We start from the raw sequence: 23,169 nt of genomic DNA, 5'->3' as shown, positions 1-23,169 counted from the left end.
GTTGGTCGTGCTGGTGCAGGTGGGCGTGCTGACGTGATCCGGGGTGCGAGGACGTCGGCGTGCTGACGGCGTTCCTGGGTGCGCTCACGGTGGCGGCGTCCGCCGTGGTCGTGCTGTGCGCGACCAGCGCCGTGCGGACGACCCTCGACCCGACGCTGGCCCACTGGTCGTCGACGCTGCCTGTGCTCGGTGGGCCGCATCCGCCGACGCACGCCTGGAGCCGGTTCCACGCCCGCTACTACCCGATGACGCTGGTCCTCATCGCCTTCGAGATGGAGATGATGTTCATGTACCCGTGGGCGGTCGTGTACGTCGAGGAGGGCGTCAAGGCGCTGGTCGAGATGGGCGTGTTCCTGGCGGTGCTCTCGCTGGGGGTGCTCTACGCCTGGCGGGAGGGCGCGTTCCGGTGGCAGTGAGCGTCGGGCGGCGCCTGGCCGCGCGGGCGCCGGTCCCGGTGCTGGCGGTCGCCGGCGCCGGGGCCAGGGACGCCTTGCTCGGGCTACGCGCTGCCGATGGCGTCGACCCGGTCCACTCGCCACGGCACGCGACGGTGCTGCTGGTCGGTGGTGTGATCCCCGGCGAGCTCTTCGACGCCGTTGCGCACGTCCACGACCAGCTGCCCGAACCGCGATCGGTGGTGTGGTGGGGCGGAGACGACGCCGGCACCCTCGGGATCGACGGGACGGTCGCCGTGGCACCCGACGGTGACGTCTTGGGGACGATCCAACGGGTCCACGGTGAGCTGGTCACCGGCGAGCGGCCGTCCACCGCGCCCGTGGGCCCCGCCGCCAACCCCGTCGAGTGGCGCGGGGTGGGACCCCACGGGCACGGCGGTGAGGGGATGATGGGCGGCCAGCCGTACGGCCGTCGGATGGCGATGACCGGACCCGACCGACGCGACGGCCTGCAGCTCGACCGCGTCCCGCTGCAGGTCGGCCCGGCACTGCCGGGCTTCCCGCCTGGTTTGGTGCTGGATGTCGAGCTCCAGGGTGACGTCATCCAGCAGGCACGATCCGCCGCGAACCCCTTCGAGTCCGGGCAACGGGTGGGCTCGCCCCTCCGGTCGGTCGGTGACGTGTTCGACACCGCACGTCGACGCCCCGTCCGCGTCGCCGAGATGGAGCTGGCCCGTGCGCGGTACCACCTGCTGCGGTTGGCAGAGGCGCTTCAGCTGCACGGGCTGGCCTCGGGCGGCCGTCGGGTGGCGCGCTTGGCGGTGCAGCTGCGGCCCTCTGACCGACAGCGGATCGCACGGCTGCGACGCTGGCTGGAGCGGGGCGTTGCCTTATGGGGGGCCACCGCCGGGGTCGGGCGGCTCGACGCCGGCACCGTGGAGGATCTCGGGGTCGGCGGGGTCGTCGCACGTGCCGCCGGGGTCCCGGTTGACGCTCGTGCCGAGGATCGCACCTACCGGGCGCTCGGCTTCCAGACCACCACCCGCCAGGGCGGTGATGCCCGGGCGCGGTGGCTGCAACGCATCGACGAGGCGGTCCAGGCGGTGCAGCTCGCCACCGCCGCTGCCGACGCGACCGTCGGAGCCGACCACGGCGTGGAGGATCCTCGCGCCGGCACCGGCGCCGTGCTCGCCCAGCTGCCGCAGTTGCTGGCGGGGCTCGAATGGGGAGATGCGGTCACGACGATCGCCAGCCTCGACCTCGACCTGGAAGCGGCCGCCGGCGTCCCACCGGTCTCGTCGGTGGAGTGGGGCTGATGCAGGACGTCACCGCCTCCGGCCCGATGCTGTCCGTGCTCCTGGTCGGCGGGGTCCTGGCCGCTGGTGTGCTCGCGCTCACGCTGGTGGACGCCGCGCTGAGCGCTGCGATCTCCGGTCGCGGGTCGTGGCGCTCCGTGGCCGGCGAGACGTTCGGACGGGCCGTGCTCGTGTGGCAGCAGCGCGGCACCGTCACCGAACGTCCCGACGTGACCCTGTGGCTGCTGGCGCCCGGCTTCTACGGCGCGTGCGCCGTGGCGGCGGTCGCGGTCGTGCCCGTCGCCGAGGGGATCGCCGCGGCCGACGTGCGCACCGGCATCGTCGTGTTCGGAGCGGTGGAGGTCCTCACGATGGTCGCGGTGTACCTGCACGGCTGGTCGGCCAACTCCTACCTGTCGCTGATCGGCGGCTACCGCTTCGTCGCGGTGGTGCTCAGCACCCTGCTGATCAGCATGTTCGTCCTGATCGGGGCTGCCTTGCCGGCGGAGTCGCTGTCGTTCGGGGCGATCGTCGACTCGCAGACGACGCTGTGGAACGTGGTCCGTCAGCCGCTGGGGTTGCCGTTGTGGCTCGCGGTCGGCCTGGCCACGGCGTTCTGGGGGCCTTTCCAGCTGGCCGACGCCGCCGACCTCGCCGGTGGCACGTCCGCGGAGACCTCCGGACCCCACCGCCTCGCCTGGGCGGCAGCTCGCCGCGCCATGCTGGTGGCCTACGCCGTGGCGGGCGCCGCCGTGTTCCTCGGTGGCCACCACGGTCCTTGGCTGCCGGGCTGGCTGTGGATGGCCGTCAAGAGCATCGGCGTGCTGACGCTGCTGCTGGCGCTGGGCCACCTCGTGGGGCGGTGGCGCCCCGAGCGGGTGGTGACCGTCGCGTGGACCGTGCTGCTTCCCGCGTCGTTCGTGCACCTGGTCGTGGCCGGCTCGGTCGCGCTGCTGGCGAGCGGCGGCTGATGGGTGTCGACATCGCCTTCTGGGTGTTCGCCGCTGCCGCCGTGTGGTTCGGTTGGCGGGTGTTCCGGACCGACTCGATGGTCCGGGCGTCGTTCGCGCTGCTGGCCTCGCTGCTGAACGCCGGGGCGATCATGGTGCTGCTCGCCGGCGAGTACCTGGGCATGGCGGTGTGGTTCATGATGGCGGTCGAGATGACCGTCATGGCGATCTTCATGGTCGCGTTCATGATGAACCCGGCCGGCCTCAACCCGATGCAGATGGTCCACCAGCACCGCACCGCGATCGCGGCCGGCGTCAGCGTCTTCGCCGCCCTGGTCGTGGCGGTGCTGAGCGCCGACCTGCCCGACCGGCCGCTGAGGGACGCGGCCGGGGCGATCCGCGCGTTGGGTCACGAGGTCATGGGCTCCTCGATGCTGGTGATGCAGAGCGTCGCGGTGACGTTGCTTGCGACCATGGTCGGCGCCACGGTCCTCACCTCACGTCGGGGCCGCTACGGCCCGTCGGACGAGGGTTCCCTGCCGCCGTCGCTGGATCCCGACGCTCCGCCGGACGCGCCCGTGCTCCCCACCGGGCACGCCCCAGGATCGGTCGCCGGTGGTGGGCATGGCGGCCATGGAGGCGACGGAGGCGGCGGCGGTCACGGCGGGCACGGATGACCCTCACGACCGTGCTCATCGTGGCTGCGGCGCTGGTCGCGATCGGTCTCTACGGGGTCTTGTCGCAGCAGTCGTTCGTGATGATCATGATGGGCTACGAGTTGATCATCAACGGGGTGATGCTGGCTGGCGTCGGCGGCTGGGCGCTCTCCGCCGGTGGCGAACCCAAAGGGCAGGTCCTGGTGATCGTGGCCATGCTGCTCATGGCGATCGAGGCGGCGATCGGGTTCGCCGTGGTCGTCAACGTCTACCGGGCACGGCAGGCCGACACCACCGAGGCCGTCCAGACGATGCGACGATGACCCTGTCTGGGCTGGTCGTGTTCCCGCTCGTCGCTGGCGCGGCCATCTGGGGGTTGGGCCCCCGCACGGGTCACCGGGCCAGGATCGTGGTGGCTCTCGCGTCCGCCGCTGCCCTGATCGCGACGTGCGCGTTGGCGGTCGTCGCGGGGGCCACGGGCGCCTCCACCAGCTGGGCGTGGGGTGCCGGCCTGCGGCTCGGGCTCGAGGTCCCGCCCGTGGCGGCTGCCGTCGCGATCACCGTCCCGACCGTGGCCCTGGCCACGGCGGTGTACGCCGCGGCGCACGAGCCTGCCCGCGGGCTCGCCCGCCAGCTCGGGCTGCTCGTAGGGTTCACCGGGGCCATGGAATTGGTGGTGGTCGCCGCCGACCTGCTGACGGTCCTGATCGGATGGGAGCTCGTCGCGGCGATCTCGTGGGCGCTCATCGGACACCAGTGGCGGGACCCGACCCGTCCGGCACGGGCCGCGCACGCGTTCAACGTCACCCGCGCCGGAGCGCTCGGGCTGCTCCTCGCCGCGGGCGCCGCCTTCGCGGCGACCGGAGGGCTGGCCTACACCGACCTCGCCGCCGTCGACGGCCCGGCGTTGCACGCGGTCGCCGCAGGGGTGCTGGTGGCTGCGCTGACCAAGTCGGCGCAGCTGCCGTTCTCGCCGTGGCTGTTCTCGGCCATGGCCGGTCCCACCCCGGTGTCGGCGCTGCTGCACTCGGCCACCATGGTCGCCGCCGGCGCGTACCTGCTCGTCCGCCTGCAGCCGGCGCTGGCGCCGGTCGGCTGGTTCGGGCCGGTCACCCTCACGATCGGGCTGCTCACCGCCCTGGCCGGCGGGGTCGTCGCGGTCGTGCAACACCGCGCCAAGCACCTGCTCGCAGCTTCGACGTCGGCGCAGTACGGGCTGATGCTGGTCGCCATCGGTGCCGGCTACCCCGTCATCGCCACCGCACACCTGGTGGCACACGCGGCGTTCAAGGCGCTGCTGTTCCTGGCCGCCGGGGTGGCGATCTCCGCGGTTGGCAGCGACGTCCTGCGGGGCATGCGGCTGGGGTCCCACCGGCCGGCCACCGCGGTGCTCACCGCGGTCGGCGGCCTGGCGTTGGCCGCTGTCCCCCCGCTCGGGGCCGCCTGGAGCAAGGAGCAGATCGTCGCCGCCGCGACGCGGGCGCACCTGCTGGCCGGGATCGCGGCGATCGTCGCCGGCGGCCTGTCTGCGCTGTACATCACCCGCTTCCAGCTGCTGGCGTTCGGCCCGAGGCGCGACGACGGCACCTCGCCACGCGACCGGAGAGATCGGCCCGGTCGGGTGGAGCTGGGCGCGATGGCCGGCCTGGCGCTCGCCACGATCGGGCTGAGCGTGCTGTGGCTGCCGCCGGTCGAGCACACGCTGGGCCGCATCGGGCAGCTGCCGTCCAGCCAGCCGTGGGAGCTCGTCGCGTCGCTGAGCGTCGTAGCCGTGGCCGTGTACGCAGCGGTGCTCGGTGACCGCGCCGGCTGGTTGGCGTCGCTGGGCACGACCGGGGCATCCCGCCGAGTGGGCCAGTGGCTCGCGCTGTCGGAGCTGTCGCGCCGGGCGATCGCCGATCCCGTCCTGCAGTTGGCGGCGGGTACGAGTCGGTTCGACGACCGCGTCGTCGACGCGGGGGTGCGCGGCGTCGCACGGCTGGCTTCAGCCACCGCGACGCGCGCCGGCGACGCCGACGTCCGGGTGGTGGATGCCGGCGTGCGCGGCGTCGCAGCGCTGGCGCGGGTCGCGGCCGAACGGTGGACCCGGCTCGCAGAGCTCGGTGTCGACGGTGCCGTGCGCGGCGTCGCCGGCGGGTTCTCGTGGAGCGCCCGGGATCTGCGCCGGCTGCAGACAGGGGCGGCCCACCACTACCTCACCATCGTCACCGTCGGCGCGGCCCTGGCCGTGGTCGTCGCCGCCGCCTGGAGGTGACCGTGCTGACTGCCGCCATCCTCGTCCCGCTCGCCGGTGCCGTCGCGCTGCTGGTGCCGCGCTGGTCGGAACGCACCGCGCGGTTCTTCGCGGTCGCGGTCGCAGCTGTCCCGCTGATGCTGCTGGTGGCGGCGTGGCTGCGGTTCGATATCGGCAGCGAGGCACCGTTCCAACTCGTCGAGGAGGTCACGTGGATCCCCACTCTGGGTGTCGCGTACCGCGTCGGCGTGGACGGCATCGCGCTCGCCGTCGCGGCCACGTCGGCGCTGCTGTTCACGGCAGCGGTGGCGTACCCGGTCGATACCGACGGTCGCCCGCGCGGCTACTACGCGTGGCTGCTGTTCCTGGAAGGGGTCTCGCTGGGGCTGTTCCTGTCCCTCGACCTGCTGGTGTTCTACGTCTTCTTCGACCTGTCGCTGGTCGGGATGTACTTCCTGATCGCCCGCTGGGGCCATGAAGGCGCACGGGCTGCGGCGCTGAAGTTCTTCCTCTACACCCTCGCCGGATCGCTGGTCATGCTGCTCGCGATCCTGGGGTTGGTGCTCGCCACCGACCCGATCACCTTCTCGATGCCGGAGCTGATCGCTCGCCAGCCACTTGCCGGGCAGGGCGCCCGCGCCGGGCTGGTCCTCCTCGGGCTGCTGTTGGGGCTGGGGGTGAAGACCCCGGTTGTGCCGCTGCACACCTGGCTGCCGCCCGCCCACGTCGACGCCCCGGCACCGGCATCCACCATCCTGGCGGGAGTGCTGCTGAAGATGGGCTCGTTCGGGATGATCCGCATCCCTTTCTCGATGATGCGCGCCACCTTCAGCCGCTACGCGTTGGTGCTGGCGATCGTCGCGGTGGTCAGCATCGTGTACGGCGCGCTCGTCGCCCTCGGCCAGCAGCACCTCAAGCGGCGCATCGCGTACACGTCGGTCAACCACATGGGCTACACGGTGCTCGGCATCGCCGCCGCCGGAGGGCTGCTGTCCGGCAGCGAGCAGGCGCGCCAGCTCGCGCTCACCGGCGCGACCGTCGAGATGGTCGCACACGGGCTGATCACCGGTGCGCTGTTCCTGATCACCGGGTCGTTCTGGCAGCGCGGCGGCACCTTCGACCTCGACGCCTACGGCGGGCTGGCCGGCCGCGCCCGCGCGCTGACCGGCGCGACGATGCTGGCCGCGTTCGCCAGCCTCGGCCTGCCCGGGCTGGCCGGCTTCGTCGCCGAGTTCCAGATCTTCGTCGGGACCTTCGCCGTGTACCCCGTCCTGGCCGGCATCGGGCTGCTCGGCGTGTTGATCACCGCCGCGCTGTTCCTGCAGATGCTCCAGCGGCTGTTCTTCGGTGAGCTGCCCGAACGCTGGTCGGCGTTCCCTGACCTGCGGCCGTCCGAGGCGGCGACCCTCGGCGTGATGCTGGCCTTGGTCGTCGCGATCGGCATCTACCCCCGCTGGCTGCTCGATGTCGTCCACGCCGCCAGCGGCGTGCTGATCGGCAGCTGACCGTGCCCATCGGTGACCTGGCCCCCCAGATCACCCTGCTCGTCGGCGCAGCAGCGGCTGTGATCGTCTCTCTGTTCACTGCCCATCACCGCCAGTGGCTTGCAGCGCCGCTGGCGCTGGCCGCCCTCACCGTCGCCGCGGCAACGCAGCTGACGATCCAGCCAGATCCGGACACCCTGACGTTCGACGGGCAGTGGGCCCTGGACAGCCTCACCACCTGGGGTGCCGTCATCATCGGCGCGACCACGGCCCTCACCGTGGGCCTGTCACCACGCTGGATGCGAACCGACCGCCGCCACGGCGAGTACTACGCCATGCTGCTGCTCGCAGCGCTCGGCGCGCAGGTCATGGCGGGGGCCGCCGACATGATGGAGCTCATCGTCGGGATCCTGCTGTCGTCGGTGACCGGGTACGTGCTGGCCTCCTACCACCGGCGTTCTCCGCTGTCGGCCGAAGCGGGCATCAAGTTCTTCCTGATCGGCGGGCTGACGAACTCGCTGCTGATGGTCGGGGCCGTGCTGCTGTTCACCCTGAGCGGCACCACCGTCTACAGCGACATCGCCGCCCCGGTCGCCACCACCGACGCGAGCCTGCTGCTGGTCATCGCCGTCGCCCTGATCGTGATCGGTATCGCGTTCGAGCTCGGCGCCGTCCCCGCCCACGCCTGGGTCCCAGACGTCTCCCAAGGCGCCCCCGCCCCCGCCGCCGCGTTCCTCACCGTCGCCCCGAAGATCGGTGCGCTGATCGCCCTCGCCCGGCTCCTGCAGATCCTGCCGTCAGACGGTGTGGGCTGGCGTCCTCTGGTGGCCGTCGTCGCTGCCGCCACGATGACGCTCGGCAACCTGGCTGCCTTCTGGCAGGACGACGTCCGTCGGCTGCTCGGCTGGTCGAGCGTGTCCCAATCCGGCTACGGGATCATGGCAGCCGTCGCCGTGGGCGCCTCCCCACACGCCACGCCCGCGCTGCTGACCTTCGCCCTCGCCTACGCGCTGGCGAACCTCGCCGCCTTCGGCGTGGTCGTCGCCCTCCGCGGGCGCACGGACATCAGCGACTACACCGGCCTCGCGCGTACCCGCCCGTGGCTGACCGCTGCGCTGACCCTGGCCATGCTGTCGCTCGTCGGGATCCCGCCCCTGATCGGCTTCACCGCCAAGCTGCAGCTGTTCACCGCCACGATCGACGCCGGCTACAGCTGGCTCGCCGTCCTCGCCGTCGCCAACACCGTCGCATCCGTCTTCTACTACCTGCGGGTGATCGGCCCGGCCTACCTGGGGGAGCGCGGCGCACGCCCGGCCACGCTGGGGCCATGGTCGGCTGCCACCGTGGCCGCTGCCACGATCGGTCTCGTGGCGACCGGCGTGCTCGCAGGCCCGACCGTCGGCGCCTTCACCGGCGGCTGACCCGCCGCCTGAACGGCTTCGATGGCCGCCGCGCTCGTCTCTGCGGCTGGGGCATCACCGCGCAGCCGCCCGGCCACCGACGATCAGCGACCGCCCGTGCGCCCACCACGTAGGGTGGGCTGTCGGGGTCTTCCGGAGGGTCGTCGTTGCGCCGCTCACTTGTCGCCATCGTCGCCGTGCTGGCCGCTGCGCTCGTCGTCGGCTGCCGCCCCGCCCCGCCCGAGGACCCCTTCGGGGCGCAGGGGCCTGAGGGTGTCGAACCGACCGCTGGCGACCCGGCGCAGAGCCCGGATGTGGACGTCACGGTGCGCGTCATCGATCCCGCCCGGTTCGAACCCCGGGAGGCCACCGCCCAGGCGGGCCAGGTGACGATCCGACTGGAGAACAACGCCGGCGACGAGCACACCCTCACGATCGAGGGGTACGAGGAACAGTTGGCCCTGCGCGCTGCGCCCGGTGAGGCGGATCAGGGCACCGTCGCACTCCCACCGGGGGAGTACACCTACTACTGCCATCTGTCCGGCCACCGTCAGGCGGGGGAGGACGGGGTCCTGGTGGTGGAGGAGGAGTAGGTCAGCGGAAGGCTTCCAGCGGCGCGAGCGAGCGCCGCTCGTGCAGGCGCTGCACCGCCTCGGCCAGGCGCCCCGCGACGCCGACGACCTCCGCGGACGCCAGCCGACCCGGTGGGACGGTGTCGGTGACGATCAGGCGGTCCACCTGTAGCTCGCCGAACCGTTGCGGGGCGTCGCCGACGAACAGACCGTGGGTGGCGACGACCGTGATGGGGCGCTGTGCGCCCGCGTCCATCAGCGCGCGCGCCGCCGCCTCGATCGTGCCTCCCGTGCTGATCATGTCGTCGACGATCACGGGCGCCTGACCGCGGACGTCGCCGACCACCTGATCGGCCCGGACGGTGTCGCCCGACACCCGGGTCTTGCGCACCACCGCGACGGGGCGGCGCAGATGTCCCGCGTACTCCTCGGCGAGCTCGACCGCCCCGAGATCGGGCGCCACGACCACCGCGTTGTCGGGGAGGTCGCGGGCCACGGCGTCGGCCAGCACGGGCACCGCGGTCACGGGTTCGGTCGGTAAGCCGACGATCGCCTCGAGGTCGGGGCTGTGGGGATCGACCACCACGATCCGTTCGAGGTCGACCGAGGCCAGGAGGTGGCCGATCACCCGGACGCTGACCGGCTCTCCTGCTTCGCCTCTACGGTCCTGGCGGGCGTAGCCGAAGTAGGGGATCACGGCGCTGAGGCGATCGGCTCCGGCGCGGCGGCAGGCATCGACCAGGAGGAACAGCTCCAGCAGGTGCCGGTCCACCGGCGGACTCGTGGGCTGCACGATGTAGCAGTCGCCGCCGGCCACGTCGGGGTCCACCGCGACGTCCAACTCTCCGTCGGGGAACCGGTCCACCCGGCAACCGGTGGGTTCCAGCCCGAGCGTGGCTGCGATGTCGTGGGCCAGCGGGGCGTTGGCGTTGCCGGCCAAGATCCTCAGCATCCTCGCCTCCCTCACGTCTTGGAGTTGCGAGCATGCCTCGCCACCCGCCAGGCCTGCACAACCAGGAGCGGGACCGGTGCGAGGAGTGCCGCAACGAGCCACGCGGCGGGCGGGAGCACGGTCAGCCCGAGCAGGTCGCGCAGCGGCGGCACGCCGAGCGCCGCGGCCTCCAACGCGATGGTCGCCGCCAGCGCCGCCCACAGCCACACGTTCCGCCCGGCACCCGCGAAGCCCAGACCATGCTCGCTGCGCGCGTTGAACACCGCTAGCACCTGGGCGGCGGTCAACGTCACGAACGTCAGCGTCTGGGCCCCGGCTACCTCTAGCCGCAGACCCCACAGTCCCACGGCGTACCCGGCGAGACCGACCGCAGCGACCAGCAGGCCGTGGGCCACGAGCCTGCGGACAACGTCACGCGTCATCACCGGCTCGCCAGGCGGCCGCGGCGGTTGCCGCATCACCTCCGCACCACGCGGCTCGAGGGCGAGCGCGAACGACGGCAACACGTCGATGATGAGGTTGTTCCACAGGATCATCAGGCCGACGAGCGGCGGATCGAGGCCGGCCAGCAGGGCGGCGGACACGACGGTGACCTCGGCCACGTGCCACGAGAACAGGAACTGGCCGAAGCGTCGGATGTTGGTGAAGATCCTCCGCCCCTCCTCCACGGCCGACTCGATCGTGTTGAAGTCGTCGTCGGTCAACACCATGTCGGACGCCTCGTGGGCGACATCCGTCCCCGACCCCATCGACACCCCGACGTCGGCCTGACTCAGCGCGGGCGCGTCGTTCACGCCGTCCCCGGTGACCGCCACGACCTCGCCCCGCCCCTGCAGCGCCCGGATGATGCGCAGCTTGTGTTCCGCGTCGACCCGGGCGAAGACATCCACTTCACCGACGAGCGCGACGAGGTCGTCGTCGTCGGCGTCGTCGAGCTGTGGCCCGGTGATCACCTGGTGGCTGGCCAGCTGAAGCTGGTCGGCGAGCGCACGCGCCATCTCCGGCTGGTCGCCGGTGATCATCACGACGCGGATCCCGGCACGGTGGAAGCGGTCGACCGTCTCGACCGCAGCGTCGCGGGGCGGGTCGCGTAGACCGACCACCCCGAGTGCGTCGAGGCCTTCGAACAGCGCGCTGTCGGCAGCGTCCCGGTCGGGAGCGTCGCGGCGCGCGAACGCCAGCGTACGCATCGCGTCTTCCGCCATGCGTTGGGCGGCGTCGGCGAGCTGGCGGTGCTGAACAGGATCCAGGATGGCCTCTGCGGCGCCCTTGACGTGCACGGTCCCGTCGTTGATGGTCGCCATCCGCATCGTCTCTGAGTCGAACGGGACCTCGCGCTGGCGCGGTCGGTCGTCGCGTAGACGACGCCAGTCGAGGTCCGCCGAGCTCGCGCCGGTCAGCAGCGCCACCTCGGTCGGGTCACCAACCGGATCCCCGTCGGGATCGATGTCGGCGTCGTTGCAGAGCACCGCCGTCTCCCACAGCCGCCGTTCGTCGGCGCCGTCGGCCGTGACGACCTCCGCGACGTCCATGCGGTTGACCGTCAACGTCCCGGTCTTGTCGGAGCACACCACGGTGGTGGACCCCAGCGTCTCGACTGCCGGCAGGTTGCGGACCAGCGCGTGCCGGCGCGCCATGCGTCGCATCCCCACGGCCAGGGTGAGCGTCGCGACCGCAGGTAGCCCCTCGGGGACGACCGCGATGGCGAGCGCGATGGCGACCTCGGCGACCTCGGTGGGGGGACGCCCCCGCAGCACGCCGATCCCGGCGAGCGCACCCGCGCCGATCACCACCGTCAGCGCCAGGCGACGACTCAGCCGTGCCAGGCCCGCCTGCAGGGGGACGGGTGGCTGATCGGCTGCCTCGGCGAGCTCCGCAACCCGCCCCATGTGCGTCGCTCGGCCGGTGGAGACCACGACACCGCGCCCCCGCCCGGCCCGTGCGGTCGTGCCCATGAACAGCATGCAGGTGCGCTCAGCCAGCGGCGCGTCCGCGGCCACCGCGGCCACCCCCTTGGTGACCGGTTCGGACTCGCCGGTGATCGCCGACTCGTCGACGGTGAGGTCCTCGGTCTCCAGGAGGCGAACGTCGGCCGGAACCCGCTCACCGGCCTCCACCGTGACGATGTCGCCAGGGACGAGCTCACGCGCATCGATCTCGTCGCGGCGGTCGTCACGCTCGACCTCCGCGATCGTGCGCATCATCTCCCGCAGCGACGCGATGGACCGCGCCGCCTGGTACTCGGTCAGGAACCCCACGACGGTGTTCGCCACGAGGACGACCCCGATCGCGGCGGCCTCCTCGACGTGGCCGACCGCCAGCCCGACGAGTCCCGCGGCCGCCAGCAGGACGACCACAGCGCTCTTGATCTGGCTCCACAGGATCCGCCACCACTGCCGGGTCCGCCGGGGACGGACGGTGTTCGGCCCAACCGCGCGACGGCGGCGCTCGACGTCGCCGGAACTCAGGCCGCGTTCGGGATCGACGCTGAGCTCACCGGCGATCTCCTCGCCGTCGCGCGCATGCGGGTCCGTCACGGTCGGAACGGAGCCCCCGGCGTCGGACATGGCCCGACGATACGCCCGGTGCTGCGGCCAGCCGTCGGGGCGCCGCTGTACCCCGGGACGGTCGCTGGCAGCCTCGGGTCGTCCACCGCGGAGCGCAACAACGCCGTGTGCCGGCAGGCTGTCACCGTGTCGCTCCGGGTTGGTTCTGAGATCGCCGGGAGAACACACGTGGATCGATGGCTGTTGGCAGCGGCGGACGGGTCGCGCTCTGGCAGGCTCGGGCTAGCGTCCGCGCTGTCCGACGCGCCGTGGGCAGCGTCGACGCGGCCCGGCGGTGAGCGGAGGCAGCACGGTGTGATCGACCAGGAGCCGGAACGCGAAGCCGAGGTCGCGCTCGTCTACCGCCCACTGGGACTGGGAGACCTGCTGACCGCCGTCCCGGCCCTCCGCGGCCTGCGACGTGCGCTGCCCGACCACCAGATCGTGCTGGCCACCCAGGGGTGGCTGCGGCCCATCGTGGACCTGATCGCAGCGGTCGACCGGCTGCTGCCAACCGAGGAGCTCGGCCCCGTCAACGGGCCGTTCGACATCGCCGTGAACCTGCACGGCCGCGGCCCCGAGAGCGCGAGCATCGTCGCCGCAACGCGACCACGACGGCTGATCGCCTTCGCCGGCAGTCACGTCGACTGGCGCCCCGACGAGCACGAGGTCAAGCGGTGGTGCCGCCTCCTGCACGAGCACGACATCCCCTGCGACCCGACCGACCTCGACCTCGTGGCCCCCGGGAACGTGCGCGTCCGCCATGGTGCCACGGTCGTTCACGTCGGAGCCAAGGACCCCGCGCGTCGCTGGCCCCCGCAACGTTTCTCGGCGGTCGCCCGGGCACTTCCCGACGTGGTCGTCACCGGCTCGACGAACGAGAGACCGATCGCTGAACGTGTCGCCGCCGGTGCCGACCTCCCACCGGAACGCGTCCTGGCCGGCCGCATCGATCTCCGGCAGCTCGCCGCCCTCACCGCGACGGCCAACGCGGTCATCTCGGGTGACACCGGCATCCAGCACCTGGCCACCGCCTTCGCCACCCCCTCGGTCGTCCTCTTCGGCCCCGTCCCGCCCAGCGAATGGGGACCACCCCCCCAACGCCGTCAGCACGTCGCCCTCTGGGCGGGCCGTCGAGGCGACCCCCACGGCCGTCGGGTCGACCCCGGACTCCTGCAGATCGGCGTCGACCACGTGCTCGCGGCCTACGCCGGCCTCGCCGATCGCGGCCTCGTACGACCCACCACCCGGCGGTGACCGCCGCCAACGCCGCTCCCGGCAGCTCAGTCGTCGTCTTCGTCTCCGTCCTTGCCCTTCTTCTCGCCCTTGTCCTCGCCTTTCTTCTCCCCCTCGTCTTGGTCCTTGCCTCGGTCATCGTCTTTCCCGCGGTCCTCGCCGCGGTCGTTGTCCCCGGCGGTCTCGTCCGGCGGGGGCGGAGGAGGCGGTGCCGGCTCCGGGAGGAGGCCCAGGTTCACCTCGACCTGTTCCACCGCCGCCAGGATGTCGCTCGCCTTCTCGGCGCTGATGCGCCCTTCCGCCCGGGCCTGCTCGACGACGGCGCGGATCTCGGCCAACCCCTGCTGCGCCGCCGGCCGGTCCTGGGCGACGGCCGCCTGACGCACCTCGGCGACTCGCCGCTGCAGGTCCTGGGCGAGCGGTTCTGGGAGACCGCCGCCACCGCACCCGGTCACGACCACGGCGGCCGCAACGGCCAGGGCAACCAAGCGTCCGGTCATCCGCTGACCTCCTGATCCAAGCGGTTGAGGGAATCCTCGAGCGGCTGCGGCAGCTCCGCGGTCGGGGACGTCGTGGGCGGTTCCTGCGGGGAAGGTTGGGTCCGGTCGGGCGGCAGCGCCCACAGCAGCACCGCCACGGCGACCACGGCGATCACGGCCAGCACCAGGCCCGGCATGACCCGGCGGACGCGATCGGGCCGCTGCGGTGTCGTCGGCGTCGGGATCTCGGTCGTTGTGTCGCCGTCGGCTGGGCGGAGCGCAACCGTGTCCAGCGCCGCAGCGCTCGGCTCCTGTTCCAGCAGGCTGGCGACCTCCTCGGCGGTCGGCCGGGCCTGTGGGTCGCGGGCCGTGAGGCGGCGCAGCAGCTGCCGCCAGCCGTCCTCGAGTCGGTCTGGCATGGGCGGGTCGCGCGACAGCCGCGCCACGGCGGCCTCGGTCGGGGTCCCGCTGAACGCTTTCTCGCCGGTCAGTGCTTCGAGGAGGATCAGGCCGAGGGCGTAGACGTCGGCGGGCGGGCCGACGCCGCCGCCGCGGGCCTGCTCGGGCGCCAGGTACGCGGCCGTGCCCATGGTGACGCCGGTGGTGGTGACCCCAGTGACATCCGCCAGTCGAGCGATCCCGAAGTCAGCCAGCTGAGCGGAACCGTCCTCACCGATCAGGACGTTGCCCGGCTTCACGTCGCGGTGGACGACACCGTGGCGATGTGCGTACGCCAGCGCAGCGGCGACATCCCGGCCGATACGGCGGGCCTGATCGGGATGCAGCGGGCCGTCGCGGAGCTCGTCAGCGAGCGAGCGGCCCCGGATGAGCTGCATCACCAGGTACGGGATGTCGCCGTGCTGGCCCGCGCCCAACATCTTGACGATCGCGTGGTGATCGAGCTGGGCGAGCACCTCCGATTCGGACGCGAAACGACGCACGTCGCGGGGTTCGGCGGTCCCCAGCACCTTGATCGCGACCCGCTCGTCGCGCTCGAGGTCCACGGCTTCGTAGACCCGACCCATCCCGCCACGGCCGAGCACCGACACGATCCTGTACCGGTCCGACAGGACCGTGTCCTCGGCGATCATGCGTGCCCTCACGTGCGCTGTCCCCGCCAGCCTACGGACCGGCGTGTGGACACCCCCCTTGGCGCTAGCGCGGTGAGCGCAACGCGTCGCCGACCGCGAGCAGGACCTCGGCGGCGTGGTCCTCGTCCAGCGCCGACCCGTCTGCGGTGAGGAGTCGGAAGGCGTCGATCGCTTCGTTCCCGACCGTGTCCACGGCGGCGACGACCTGCAGCTTGAGTTCCGCGAGAGCGGACGCGATGTCGAACAGGAGACCGACCCGGTCGGGGGCGCGGACCTCGAGGATGCTCTCGGATCCGGCAGGATCGCGCCGGATCGCCACGTCAACCGGGAACCGCTCGCCGGCCGCCGGCGCCGCCTGCGCGGCGCGACGGACCCGGGCGGTCAACGCGAGACGGCCGACGGCGGCCTCAGCGAGATCGCCTTCGACCGCCACCCACCACGCCGCACTGGAACCGACCGGCCGGTACACCTGGAAGGTCTCCACCGCGACGCGGTCGTTGCGTGTGAACGCCCTCGCGGAGCGCACCGAGCCACCGTGGATGGCGAGGATCCCGGCGACGGTCGCGAGGATCTCGGGACGCTGCCGCGCCACCACGTCGAGTACGTCGACGGGCTCGTCGTCCGGCGGCGCACATGACACCCGTGTCCGCAGCTCGTCTGCACTCAGCGGTCGAGCGGCCATGCCGGCGTGGCGTACCACGGCTCGGGCGGGGACCCACTCGACGTAGGAGGCCGGCAGTGCGGCGATGTGGGCTCGGACCGTCTCGGTGTCGACGCCCAGATCACCCGCGAGCTCGAGGGCGTCGGTGACGGTGTGCTCGGCGTCACCGGCAGTCGGGGCGGAGGTCACGTCCACGACAGCAGTCCTCTCCACCCGGCCTCCGGTCTGAGCGCTCACGCCGTCACTGGTCGGCCGCCACGCGCCGCAGCATAGACGCCGTCCGCAGCGATATCACTACGTTGCGTCACTGCCTGGGTTCGGCGACGTGTCGCGTCGACCAGCCACACGTCGCGGCCCTCGGCGCGGAGGCGCGACGCGACGTGTGCCGCGCCCGCACCGGTGAGGGCGACCGCATCGGCCTCCGGGATGTCGGTTTCGGTCACATCGAACAGCGGTGCTCCAACCGGCGGCTCGGCCACCACCGGCACCGCGTCCACGCCCGGGAACCAGTGCTCCAGCGCGACGACCCGCAGGGTCGCGAGCGCACGATCCACCAGCCCGGCCGGCAGGGTCCCGCGGGCGCGAACCAGCTCCGGTTCCCGCGCGGCCACGGCCACGCGGTGCCCATCGGACAGGTCACAGACCTCCTGGGCTCGGACGGACAGCTCGTGGGTCCCGATCGTCCGCGCGCGGGCGATGATCTCCTGCTTGTCCAGCCCGGCCAGGGGCCGCAGCACCAGGCGCGAACAGCAGCGATCGATCTCCTGCAGGTGGCGCAGCGTCTGGCTGGACACCTGACCCACCGACTCGCCGGTGACGATCGCCGGGGCTCCGATGCGGTCGGCCAGCCGGTCGGCCGCCTCGACCATCAGCTGCTTCAAGATCACCTGGCGGAGCGCCGGGGCGATCTCGCGCTGGATCGCCGCCTGCGCTTCAGCGAAGTCGACGATCCACGCCAGCGGGCTGGTGCCTCCGCCCCAGCGGTGCCACAGCTCGCGGCTCACCGCCAGCGCGTGGTCGGTCTGCGCGCAACGCAGCTGGACGTGGAACACGTGCATGGGGCTGCCTTTGCGCATCAGCATCCATGCAGCCACCGGAGAGTCGAACCCGCCCGAGACCATCGCCAGGCACGGCTCTTGCGTTCCCAAGGGCAGGCCTCCGGGGCCCTCACAGCTGCTCTCGACCAGCCAGGCTCGGTCGTGCACGGCGAGGACCTCGACGACCTCCTGGGGGTCGTCGAGGTTGACTCCCGCCGAGTCGTGCAGGAGCGCCGAGCCGATCGCGCGTTCCGCGTCCATCGAGGACCAGCCGTGCTCGCCGTGGCGGCGGACGCGGACGGCGAAGACCCGGTCGCGGATGCGGTCGCGGACCCGGTCGGCGACAGCGGACACCAGGTCATCCAGCGACCTGGCACCGGGCAGGGGCCGGGCCCGCTCGACCCGGTGCACACCGAACGTGCTGCACGCCGCCGCCGTGACCGCCTCCGGGTCGTCCGCAGTCAGAAGCACACGTCCGGCGTCGAGCGGATCGGCGAGGAACGTCGCTCCACGGCGGCCAGCGGCCGCACGCAGGTTGTCCTCCAGGACGGTGCGGAACCGCCGCCGCGTCCGCGGTGACTTGGTGTAGACCTCACCGGCGAGCGTGACGATCAGCGCGTCGGCATGCGGCATCGGCGGTCTCCTGCAGGTGGTTCCAGGTCAGGGTACGGCCCGGACCGGTTCGTTCGGGGCCCGAGGCGCAACGCGTGCCTGTACCTGGGCCTTCCCGACCGCGTGCCTGTGTCGGGTCGCGGTGCTGTACTGGCGCTCATGAGCCAGACCGCGGTGCCGTCGACGCGCGACCTGCTTCTGGGCCTCGCGCGTGCCGGCGGTGGGGCGGTGCTGTTCTCGCTCCCGATGCTGATGACCATGGAACTGTGGGAGTTCGGCGGGACGCTACGGCCGTGGCGGATCGCGACGTTCGTGGCGCTGACCCTGCCGTTGCTCGTGGCTCTCGCCCGCTACCTGGGGTTCCGCGACACGACCGGACTCGGGTGGGCCGATCATCTGGCCGACGGCTTGGTGGCCTACGCGGTCGGGGTGATCGCCTCGGCGGCGATCCTCACCATGATCGGTGTGCTGCACGCCGATCGGTCGCTGGGGGAGGTGGTCGGGATCGTCGCGATCGAGTCCGTCCCGGCATCGATCGGCGCAGCGATCGGACGCAGCCAGATCACCGCTGGTGTGGACCGCGCACGACGCGAGATCGAAGGCTACGGCGACGAGATCCTGCTGATGGGGGTCGGGGCGATCGTGCTCGCGTTCAACATCGCCCCCACCGACGAGATCCCTCTCCTGGCGCTCCAGGTCGGAACCGTCCGGGCGCTCACGCTGTTCGCGGTCTCGGTCGTGTTGATGCACGCGATCGTGTACGGGGTGGGCTTCCGCGGCCAGCACCGCTCGGACGCCCCGGTGTGGTCGGTCTTCTTCGGGTTCACGGTCGCCGGGTACGGGCTGGCCCTGCTGATCTCGGCGTACCTGCTGTGGCTGTTCGGACGTTTCGACGACGTGCCGCTGATCGTCGCCGCGACCCAGACCGTGGTGCTGGCGCTCCCCGCGGCGCTCGGGGCGGCCGCCGCACGGCTCTTGCTGTGACCCTCGGGGGCGGCGACGCCGGCAGTGATCGCGACCCGATCGTGTTGGGATCGGGTACCCCGCTGCTGGAGTGGGTCATCGCTCTGATCGGTGCGGGTGCGGCCGTTGCGATCTTGGTCATCCTGGTGCTGTCGGCCGTCAACCGCTCGGACGGGCCACCGCAGCTGCAGGCCACACCACGTGCCACGGTCGTGCAGCCGGACAGCTACCTGGTCACCGTCGATGTGACCAACCGCGGCGGGACGCCCGCCACGGAGGTCCAGGTCGGAGGTGAGCTCCACGCCGGCGGGGCGGTCGTCGAGCGCACCGAGGCCGTGGTCGATGTGCTCCCCCCGTCGAGCAGTCGCCGGGTCGGGCTGGTGTTCGAACGTGACCCCGCAGCCCACGAGGTCCGCGTCCGGGTGATCGGCTTCCAGCAGCCGTAGCTCGCCGACCGTGGACTGGACATCGTCCGAACGTCCAGGTCCGGTGCGAGGCCCGCCGTTCGACCGCACGGCGCGGTCGCCGTACCGGTCGGTCGGCGCTGGGCTGGGATCGACTGTTACACGCCACGGCGACGAACGGAAAGACACCCGTGAAGCACGACGAGTTCATCGGCTACGTCCAGGCACGTGCCCGGCTCGACTCGCGCGGCGCCGCGGAGCAGGCCACGCGGGCGACGCTGGAGACGTTGGCGACCCGGCTCGGTGGCGGCCTGCCCAGCAACATCGCGGCCCAGCTCCCACCCGAGCTCGGACTGCACCTGGAGCGCAGCGAGGACGAGACGGACCGGTTCGGGATCACGGAGTTCTACGAACGGGTCGCACAGGCCGAGTCCGCTGGCACCGACCTGCCGCAGGGGGCCTTCCACGCTCGCGCGGTTGTCTCGGTGCTCCGCGACGCCGTCACCCAGGGGACGGTCGACAACCTCCGCGACGCGCTGCCGGCGGAGTTCTCCGAGCTGTTCACGTGGGAAGGCGGCCAGGCGGGCGCCTGACGGCCGCGGCCCGGCCAGCTCCGCGCGATACCGAGGAGGCCGCGTGCAGGCCGACCCGCAGCACGCTCTGGCCCAGAGGCAACGCGCGAGACGCACGCAGCGACGTCGCCTGCTGGAGGTCCGAGGCCTGGTGGGCGGGCACCGCTCCCCGCACCGTGACATCCGTCTGACGGCGGCGGACGGCACCCGGTTGGTCGCTTCGTTCCTACCGGGGCCGTCCCGCGACGCGCCGGCGGTCGTGATCGCCCACGGGTTCGCCGCGCACCGACGCAAGCCGGCGTACGCCCTCCTCGGCGACGTGCTCGCCGGGACGATGTCCGTCCTCGCGCTCGACCTGCGGGGTCACGGCGGCTCCGGCGGCTGGTGCACGCTCGGTGGCGACGAGCGGCTCGACGTCGCCGCAGCCCTCCGCGTCCTCCGTGACGCCGGCCACCGCCGGGTCGTCGCGGTGGGCCTGTCGATGGGTGGGACCGCCGTGCTGCACGCCCTGGCGCATGGTGCACCCGCCGACGCCGCTGTGGTGATCTCGACGCCGTCGGTGGTCGGCATCGTGGAGACCCGGGCCCTGGCCGGCCTCGACGACGTGTGGCGAACCACCTGGAAGCGGGTCGGCTTGCGGCTGCTGACCGGGGTGCGCCTGGCGGCGCCCCGAGCGTTCGACGCGCTCCCGGACCCACGCGAGCTGGCGGCCAAGGTCGATCTGCCGCTGCTGGTCGTCCACGGCGAGGACGACCACTTCTTCCCGTTCCGCCACGGGGCGGAGCTCCACGCCGCAGCGAGGGGACCAGCGACGCTGTGGCGTGAGCCCCCCGCGTTCGGACACGCCGAGGACGGCATCACCCCGGCGTTCGCGGTGGCGCTGGGCCAGGCGGTCCACGCCGCGCTCTCGACCGGTCGGTTCCCCGACCGTGGTCAGGCGCGCAGCGTCTGGTGAGCGACCGGCCGACCCGTTGGGGCAGAGGTACCATGCCGGGGAAACCCGTCGCTGACGTCCGGTCAGCGGTGAACCACGAGATCGAGGAACGACGATGGAGAACACGCCACGCACCGAGCCCATCACCGGACGCGACCTGCTGGGGTCCTCCGGTGGGTGCTCGTGCGGGTGCTGTGGGGACACGGCGCCGGCTCAGAGCCGCGACGAGGAGATCGCCGAGCTGCGGCAGCTGCACTCCTCCGTCGAGGAGCGGCTCGCCGAGCTCGAGGGCCGCTGACCACGCGGGCTGGCGCGGTCGCCGCTTCCCGCCTGTCACGAGCGGTGGTGCCACGGCTCGCGCAGCTCGTAGGTCCGTAGGTCCGAGATCGGCCCCGACAGCTCGTCGACCAGGGTCAGGCCCTGGTCGCGGATCTGATCGGGGTCGCGTCCGGAAGCAGCACCGCCAGGCGGGTAGTAGACCACCTCGGTGAACCCGTTGTCGCCGTGGTCGGCGATCAACCCACCGACGACGTCCAGGTCGTGCTCGTACATGTGGTGTTGGGCGGTCTCGGCGACCCGTTCCATCGCGTCGCGCAGCCCGGTCGTGCGGCCCTGGAAGATCTGGACGAAGCCGGAGGCGTCGGGGCGGTCGTCACCGAACGTCGCGACCGCGACGCAGTCGATCACACGAGTGTCGGACAGGTGCTGTTGCAGGTCCCGCCACCACGCCTCCTGCTCCGGCCGCTGGCTGTTCAACCGCGCCGCGAACGGGGACGCGAACCGCATGACCGAGATGAACTGCCCGTCGTCGCTGATCCCCGCGGTCGACGCCAGCCAGCCGTCGGCGCCCGGCGCCAGGTCACGCACCCAGCGGTCGTAGGCCTGTTGGACGGCTCGTGGATCCTCGACGCCCGCCTGGACGATCTGGACGAAGATGTCGGTCAGTGCGACGAACCCAGCCATGTGGGCCCCTCAACCGTCGCAGGCGCAGGTGTTGATCTCCCGCACGATCGTCCCGTGGCCGGTGTGCAGGTGCGTCGTGCACGGCATGCACGGGTCGAAACTACGCACGGCCCGGACCATGTCGATCCCCGTGTAGTCGTTGGGCTCGGCGATCCGTTCGAGGATGGGGGTGTTGAGCACCGACTCCTCGTACGCGCCGGGCTGGTCGAACGGGTCGCGCGGTGAGGCGTTGATCGTCGACGGGGTGCAGATCTGGTAGTTGACGATCTTGCCCTGGTCGAGCACGCAGTGGTGGGTCAACCAGCCCCGCCCCGCGCCCCACCAGCCCACGCCGAGGCGCTCGTCCCGGGGGATACGGCGCTCGAGCTCCTTGTCGTCGACCGCGGCGACCCTGTCCTCGCCCTTCTTCAGCAGCCGGTGCGCGGCGACCACGTTGTCCAGCGACACGAGCTGCGAGAACAGGTAGTGGTAGGCACGGCCGCGGTTGCGCTCGAAGGCGTTCCAGACGTCCGGCACCTCCCACTCGAACTCGGCCTCGGCCTGCATGCCCTTGGGCACCCGCATCCGCAGGCTGCGGCCCGTCGCCTCGTAGAAGTCGCTCGGCGGGTGCTTCTGCGCCAGGGCGGTCATCAACAGGCGCGCGTACGCGCCTGCCTCGACCGTCTGGCGGTCCCACCGCGGGGTGCACGCCCAGGTGTACTTGCCGCGGAAGTCCTTCGCGCCTGGCCGGGGCAGCGTCCGCTTGTTCCACGGATGGTACGGGCTGAGCGGGTTGCCGAGCGGATCGGTGTCGTAACGCTGCTCGCCGTCGGCCCACTCGTCGTACCACGAGTGCTCGACGAACTCCTCGAACCCCATGTTCATGTCGGTCAGGCGCGTGGTCACAAGCTCACCGTCGATGACCACCCCCGGCGTGGACGGTCGCCGTTCACCCCACTCGTTGCAGTTGGCGTAGGTGGCGTCGTACGCGTACGGGTCGTCCCAGTAGCCCGGATCGATCAGGTTGGCGCGGCGGGCCCCGACCTGCTTGTAGCGCTCGTCCGCCTCGTAGAAGAACTCCGCGATGTCGTCCCACACCGCGACCATCCGCTGGGCGTAATCGAACGTCGCGGACAGGCGTGACTGGAACTCGTTGAGCGTCTGCAGCGTGAACGTCGTCGACACCCCTCCGGGCACGATCGTCTGCGGATGCGGGTACTTGCCGTGCAAGAGCGAGAACTGCTCACGGGCCACACGGGTGAATTGCAGACCCTCGCGGTACAGCTCACCGGTCAGCGGGTTCAACGCCGCCATCAGGTCGGCCATGGTGTCGAACCCGTGGAAGTTCTTCCCCGGACAGCTCCACTTCTCCGCCTTGGGCCACAGCTCGGGGTTCGTGCGCTTGACCACGGCCTCGGAGTAGTCGGGCCCGGCCAGCAGGTACAGGTGCAGCGGGTTGTCGTAGCCCATCTCGGCCGCTTCGCCGAGGTTGCGGATCACCGTCCCCAACGGTGGGGGCTGCAGCCCCCAAGCCATCTCGACGGCGTACGCGGCGGCGTGCGAGTGCACGCCACCGCATACCCCGCACGCCCGGGAGGCGACGAAGATCGCATCACGGGGATCTCGGTCCATCAGGATGACCTCGTACCCGCGGAACAGGGGCGCCTGCGAGTGGACGTTGAGGTGGCGGCCTTCAGACAGGTCGGCGGTCACATGCAGGGCCAGCGCCCCCGCGATGCGGGTCACCGGATCCAT

General features: G+C 72.0%; 22 protein-coding genes and 1 pseudogene. 15 read left to right on the top strand and 8 right to left on the bottom strand.

Going from position 1 to position 23,169, the window contains the following annotated elements:
• Nucleotides 1–131: 131 nt before the first annotated feature.
• The 9 genes from M3N57_06705 to M3N57_06665 all read left to right on the top strand — a co-directional run bounded on the left by M3N57_06705 (nt 132) and on the right by M3N57_06665 (nt 9,006).
• Nucleotides 132–416, top strand: a complete 285-nt coding sequence (locus tag M3N57_06705; protein ID MDP9022379.1) for an NADH-quinone oxidoreductase subunit A — start codon at nt 132–134, stop codon at nt 414–416.
• The gene (locus M3N57_06700; GenBank protein MDP9022378.1) at nt 407–1,711 is read left to right on the top strand and encodes a hypothetical protein; all 1,305 of its coding nucleotides are present in this window, start codon (nt 407–409) and stop codon (nt 1,709–1,711) included. The genes M3N57_06705 and M3N57_06700 overlap by 10 nt, the downstream gene beginning before the upstream one ends.
• Nucleotides 1,711–2,661, top strand: coding sequence for an NADH-quinone oxidoreductase subunit H (locus M3N57_06695; protein MDP9022377.1), 951 nt, complete (start codon nt 1,711–1,713; stop codon nt 2,659–2,661). Before M3N57_06700 ends, M3N57_06695 begins: the two co-directional genes overlap by 1 nt.
• On the top strand, nt 2,661–3,317 hold the full coding sequence (locus M3N57_06690) for an NADH-quinone oxidoreductase subunit J (protein MDP9022376.1): 657 nt from the start codon (nt 2,661–2,663) through the stop codon (nt 3,315–3,317). Before M3N57_06695 ends, M3N57_06690 begins: the two co-directional genes overlap by 1 nt.
• On the top strand, nt 3,314–3,619 hold the full coding sequence (locus tag M3N57_06685) for an NADH-quinone oxidoreductase subunit K (protein MDP9022375.1): 306 nt from the start codon (nt 3,314–3,316) through the stop codon (nt 3,617–3,619). Before M3N57_06690 ends, M3N57_06685 begins: the two co-directional genes overlap by 4 nt.
• Complete coding sequence (locus M3N57_06680) at nt 3,616–5,550, top strand: NADH-quinone oxidoreductase subunit L (protein ID MDP9022374.1); 1,935 nt, start codon at nt 3,616–3,618, stop codon at nt 5,548–5,550. The genes M3N57_06685 and M3N57_06680 overlap by 4 nt, the downstream gene beginning before the upstream one ends.
• 2 nt (nt 5,551–5,552) lie before the next feature.
• Complete coding sequence (locus tag M3N57_06675; GenBank protein MDP9022373.1) at nt 5,553–7,034, top strand: NADH-quinone oxidoreductase subunit M; 1,482 nt, start codon at nt 5,553–5,555, stop codon at nt 7,032–7,034.
• 2 nt (nt 7,035–7,036) lie between these two features.
• A complete protein-coding gene (locus M3N57_06670) occupies nt 7,037–8,434 on the top strand; it encodes an NADH-quinone oxidoreductase subunit N (protein ID MDP9022372.1) in 1,398 nt (465 codons plus the stop codon).
• A gap of 146 nt (nt 8,435–8,580) precedes the next feature.
• Complete coding sequence (locus tag M3N57_06665; protein ID MDP9022371.1) at nt 8,581–9,006, top strand: cupredoxin domain-containing protein; 426 nt, start codon at nt 8,581–8,583, stop codon at nt 9,004–9,006.
• Between the two features lies 1 nt (nt 9,007).
• Here the strand turns inward: M3N57_06665 and M3N57_06660 are convergent, their stop codons facing one another.
• A complete protein-coding gene (locus M3N57_06660; GenBank protein MDP9022370.1) occupies nt 9,008–9,937 on the bottom strand; it encodes a ribose-phosphate pyrophosphokinase in 930 nt (309 codons plus the stop codon).
• Between the two features lie 11 nt (nt 9,938–9,948).
• Nucleotides 9,949–12,474: an HAD-IC family P-type ATPase gene (locus M3N57_06655; protein MDP9022369.1), complete on the bottom strand. Its 2,526-nt coding sequence runs from the start codon at nt 12,472–12,474 to the stop codon at nt 9,949–9,951.
• A gap of 324 nt (nt 12,475–12,798) precedes the next feature.
• Between M3N57_06655 and M3N57_06650 the strand changes: the two genes are divergently transcribed.
• A complete protein-coding gene (locus M3N57_06650) occupies nt 12,799–13,740 on the top strand; it encodes a glycosyltransferase family 9 protein (GenBank protein ID MDP9022368.1) in 942 nt (313 codons plus the stop codon).
• Between the two features lie 26 nt (nt 13,741–13,766).
• Here the strand turns inward: M3N57_06650 and M3N57_06645 are convergent, their stop codons facing one another.
• The 4 genes and pseudogenes from M3N57_06645 to M3N57_06630 all read right to left on the bottom strand — a co-directional run bounded on the left by M3N57_06645 (nt 13,767) and on the right by M3N57_06630 (nt 17,620).
• A complete protein-coding gene (locus M3N57_06645; protein MDP9022367.1) occupies nt 13,767–14,219 on the bottom strand; it encodes a hypothetical protein in 453 nt (150 codons plus the stop codon).
• Nucleotides 14,216–15,301 carry a serine/threonine protein kinase gene (locus tag M3N57_06640; GenBank protein MDP9022366.1) on the bottom strand — a complete coding sequence of 362 codons (1,086 nt, stop codon included), beginning with the start codon at nt 15,299–15,301 and terminating at the stop codon, nt 14,216–14,218. The genes M3N57_06645 and M3N57_06640 overlap by 4 nt, the downstream gene beginning before the upstream one ends.
• 52 nt (nt 15,302–15,353) lie before the next feature.
• A complete protein-coding gene (locus M3N57_06635) occupies nt 15,354–16,145 on the bottom strand; it encodes a hypothetical protein (protein MDP9022365.1) in 792 nt (263 codons plus the stop codon).
• 485 nt (nt 16,146–16,630) lie between these two features.
• Nucleotides 16,631–17,620: pseudogene (locus tag M3N57_06630) on the bottom strand (THUMP domain-containing protein).
• 138 nt (nt 17,621–17,758) lie between these two features.
• Here M3N57_06630 and M3N57_06625 point away from each other — a divergent pair.
• The 5 genes from M3N57_06625 to M3N57_06605 all read left to right on the top strand — a co-directional run bounded on the left by M3N57_06625 (nt 17,759) and on the right by M3N57_06605 (nt 20,770).
• Nucleotides 17,759–18,583, top strand: a complete 825-nt coding sequence (locus tag M3N57_06625) for a TIGR02587 family membrane protein (protein ID MDP9022364.1) — start codon at nt 17,759–17,761, stop codon at nt 18,581–18,583.
• The gene (locus tag M3N57_06620) at nt 18,580–19,008 is read left to right on the top strand and encodes a hypothetical protein (protein ID MDP9022363.1); all 429 of its coding nucleotides are present in this window, start codon (nt 18,580–18,582) and stop codon (nt 19,006–19,008) included. Before M3N57_06625 ends, M3N57_06620 begins: the two co-directional genes overlap by 4 nt.
• A gap of 149 nt (nt 19,009–19,157) precedes the next feature.
• Nucleotides 19,158–19,559 carry a DUF2267 domain-containing protein gene (locus M3N57_06615; protein ID MDP9022362.1) on the top strand — a complete coding sequence of 134 codons (402 nt, stop codon included), beginning with the start codon at nt 19,158–19,160 and terminating at the stop codon, nt 19,557–19,559.
• Between the two features lie 43 nt (nt 19,560–19,602).
• A complete protein-coding gene (locus tag M3N57_06610) occupies nt 19,603–20,493 on the top strand; it encodes an alpha/beta fold hydrolase (GenBank protein MDP9022361.1) in 891 nt (296 codons plus the stop codon).
• A 94-nt stretch (nt 20,494–20,587) separates the two neighbouring features.
• On the top strand, nt 20,588–20,770 hold the full coding sequence (locus M3N57_06605; protein ID MDP9022360.1) for a hypothetical protein: 183 nt from the start codon (nt 20,588–20,590) through the stop codon (nt 20,768–20,770).
• A gap of 35 nt (nt 20,771–20,805) precedes the next feature.
• Here M3N57_06605 and M3N57_06600 read toward each other — a convergent pair whose 3' ends face one another.
• Nucleotides 20,806–21,435 carry a hypothetical protein gene (locus M3N57_06600; protein MDP9022359.1) on the bottom strand — a complete coding sequence of 210 codons (630 nt, stop codon included), beginning with the start codon at nt 21,433–21,435 and terminating at the stop codon, nt 20,806–20,808.
• A gap of 9 nt (nt 21,436–21,444) precedes the next feature.
• Nucleotides 21,445–23,169: a nickel-dependent hydrogenase large subunit gene (locus M3N57_06595; GenBank protein ID MDP9022358.1), complete on the bottom strand. Its 1,725-nt coding sequence runs from the start codon at nt 23,167–23,169 to the stop codon at nt 21,445–21,447.

This window comes from Actinomycetota bacterium (assembly GCA_030776725.1).
Taxonomy (GTDB): Bacteria; Actinomycetota; Nitriliruptoria; order Nitriliruptorales; family JAHWKO01; genus JAHWKW01.
This window is presented reverse-complemented; position numbering and strand designations above follow the sequence as displayed.